1 protein-coding gene is annotated in these 773 nt (G+C 46.3%); it reads right to left on the reverse strand.

Annotated features, from left to right (window positions below; genetic code table 11):
* A partial coding sequence (locus V5290_RS17605) for an Ig-like domain-containing protein (protein ID WP_333388768.1) occupies positions 1 to 773 on the reverse strand: 773 nt, incomplete at both ends.

The following is a 773-nucleotide window of genomic DNA, read 5'->3' on the forward strand; positions in this document are numbered from 1 at the left end:
TATCAGCTGCTAAACTCCAAGTGCCATCGCCGTTATTGACAGTCGTGTAGTCAATACCATTGACAGTAACAATCACAGTCGCCGTAGCATCATCAATGCTGCCACTTAACGCCGGTGACGTATCATTCGTTACTAAGGCATCGATACTCACATTTAAACCCGTTGTATCTACTTCAACGGTGCCAGTATTGGTTGCGCTATTACCTGCCGCATCGGTTGCTGTCACTGTAATAACGGTTTCACCATCATCTAATGTTGGTAAGGTGTTATCTACTAATATCCAGGTGCCATCGGTGTTATTTGTTGCTGTATATTCTTCACCGCCAACATTGACCGTCACCACGACGGTTGCCGTTGGGTCGTCAATAGAGCCAGTAATAACAGGGGTATTATCCGTGGTAATAGCTGAATCTACAGTCACTACAGGGGCTGTAGTATCCACTTCAATCGCGGTGGTTGCAGTATCCGTATGGCCTGCTTGATCACTTGCCGAGATACTGATCTCAACCTCACCTTCCGCTAAATCAGGTAAGATATCAGCTGCTAAACTCCAAGTGCCATCGCCGTTATTAACAGCACTGTAATCAACACCATTCACCGTGACAATCACAGTTGCTGTGTCATCATCAATGCTACCGCTTAGCGCCGGTGACGTATCATTGGTCACTAAGGCATCGATACTGACATTTAAACCAATTGTATCTACTTCAACGGTGCCAGTATTCGTTGCACTATTACCCGCCGCATCACTCGCGGTCACTGTGATAACGGTT

This window comes from Psychromonas arctica, assembly GCF_036697365.1.
In the GTDB taxonomy this organism is placed as follows: domain Bacteria; phylum Pseudomonadota; class Gammaproteobacteria; order Enterobacterales; family Psychromonadaceae; genus Psychromonas; species Psychromonas arctica_A.